A 2,096-nucleotide genomic window follows, 5' to 3' on the forward strand; every position below is an offset into this window, starting at 1 on the left:
TAAATAGTTTGCTTATTTTGATCGATATAGCTTTCTAGCTTTAGATCAGTTGGAACTACATTTAATTCACGTTTGCTGCCATCACGCAGCAAGAACAAAGGTGCCATTGATCAAAGGGGCATTTGCCTTAGAAAAGAACAATCCAAACAAATCATATCCAGCAGGCTATTACAAGGCAGTGATCAGCAAATCAAATCACAAAAGCTAGATCTTGCAATTTACGTGCCGTGGCCGTTGGAATAAACCATTGAGGTAGTGCTGTACTACTGCTGGTTCCTTGCAGCCTTGCTGAAACAGGAAGGCTGCTACCGATGCTTGGACCAGGCGGTATTGATCCCATTCATGATGTTTTTGGATAAAACCTGCCATTGCATTAAATAAATCTTCTGGAAATTCGTTTTCCACACTCACATGAGCCGGCATCAAATCTGGAACCTCAACCATTCAACCCAAAAGCGATCACTGCATCCATCAGCGCACACCCGCCCTGCTGCCGTCAAAGCAGGCAGGTATTTGCCGTTTAAAAAATAAAACCAGCTAATTTGAGTGCTATCAATCCTTTTGACGTTTTATTTTGTTTTTTTGTAGCAGGCATTGCTGATTTGATTCTGCTGTCAAGTAGGAAATCACTTTTCCCTCATGTCTTCTGCGATACCTTGCAAGGGCAGAAAAGACAGCAATAAAAGCTGTGGAAAACCCGTTAAGAACTGCTTGTTTCCTGTGCAGGATTTCTATGTTCAGCACTGCTGATTACTGCTGTGATTTTGCTTTTACTTCCGTATTGGTCCGTCTTGATCAGAGCGGTAGCTCACAGCTGCTGCGGGTAAGAATTGCCGTAACAGCTCTAGCAAGCGCTGTAGTACGGCTGTTGTGAAAGGGGCGCCATTACCCATCCCCTCTGAGCTTTTTAGCAAGATGGAGCAGGTGCTGGCTGGGTTGATCTCAACCAAAATCTCTACCCGCAGCTTGCGAGTACCTGCAAGGGTGGCAAGACTGGCATTTCTTAAATCCAGCCAGCACAATTCAGCCTTTATTTCAGCTGCAATTTGCTCTAATGCCTTGGGGAAATCTGCAAATGCAGCATCCGTTAGCGCAAGATCGACTTCTAGGCGGGCCATTAAAAAAAGAAATGATTAAAAAATCTAAAAGCACCTTTTGCTTTTTTTGCTTTCCGTAATTGCAGGCGAGCTTATTTGGATGAACTGCTAGGGCCTATAAAACCCAAAAGGCTTGCTGCTGCCCTTAGCACGTGATAAATAAAAAACGCTTTATTGCTCGTTTCTCTAGTTTGCAGCTCGCTGGGCTAACAGAACATGCGGCAAAAATCAATAGTCTGCGGTCTTATGCTTTATCTAAAACTTGATACTGCATAAAAAAGGGCCGCTTTTTTCTTTTTCCTTTGCGGCCCTTTACAGCTATAGCGTAAAGATCAATCCTCTTCTTCTTCTGTGCTACCAACGGGTATCAGGCGAATTTGCTTACGGCCAAGCTTGATATCAAAATCATCACCTGGCTTTAGGTTCAACATGGCGGTATAAGCCTTGCCGATCAGTAAATTGCCATTTCCTTGAACAGTAGCGACGTAGCTGAGTTTACGGCCGCCTTTTCCTACCAAAGAGCCATCACCAAGGCTTACACCTTTTGCTTCTAGTAATGCCTCATAGAAAGCAGTGAAATTCAAACGATCAGAGCCGTCTTTTTTTGTGCTTACATAGCCGCAAGATTTTACTAGGGCTGATTTAGAGCCATCGCCGAACTCTTTTACAGCTGTTAGCAGTTCTGTACCGGTGAGCATGAAGCTTGCATCTGTAGTGCTCTATTAACCTATCACTAAGGAGGTAACAAATGTGGAATAAAAGGCGTTTAGCAGCCCGTAAATTGATCCCAACCAGCGCTAAAAAAGGTCTTACTGGCTTTTGTAACTTGCTGAATCTCGTTTGTTCTTGCCTGCTAGAGCGTCGTTAATATCTCCTTTTTTACTTGCTATGACTTGCTTATCAAGAGCTTGCAGGGGTTTTTATCTGCTTGCTACAGCAGCTTTCACGTTGCTGAATACTTGGGAGATCGGGCCTGAAATTTATTTTCATAATCCATCA

The 2,096-nt window shown here is 43.5% G+C and carries 3 protein-coding genes; all 3 read right to left on the bottom strand.

Annotated elements, in window-relative coordinates; genetic code table 11:
• Positions 1 to 204: 204 nt before the first annotated feature.
• Complete coding sequence (locus KB557_RS11085) at positions 205 to 444, bottom strand: DUF2811 domain-containing protein (protein ID WP_255134195.1); 240 nt, start codon at positions 442 to 444, stop codon at positions 205 to 207.
• 326 nt (positions 445 to 770) lie between these two features.
• Positions 771 to 1,118, bottom strand: a complete 348-nt coding sequence (locus tag KB557_RS11090) for a hypothetical protein (RefSeq protein ID WP_255134197.1) — start codon at positions 1,116 to 1,118, stop codon at positions 771 to 773.
• A gap of 311 nt (positions 1,119 to 1,429) precedes the next feature.
• Complete coding sequence (locus KB557_RS11095; RefSeq protein WP_255134199.1) at positions 1,430 to 1,795, bottom strand: AbrB family transcriptional regulator; 366 nt, start codon at positions 1,793 to 1,795, stop codon at positions 1,430 to 1,432.
• Positions 1,796 to 2,096: the final 301 nt, after the last annotated feature.

This window comes from Synechococcus sp. Cruz CV12-2-Slac-r, from assembly GCF_024346075.1.
Lineage (GTDB): Bacteria > Cyanobacteriota > Cyanobacteriia > PCC-6307 > Cyanobiaceae > Synechococcus_D.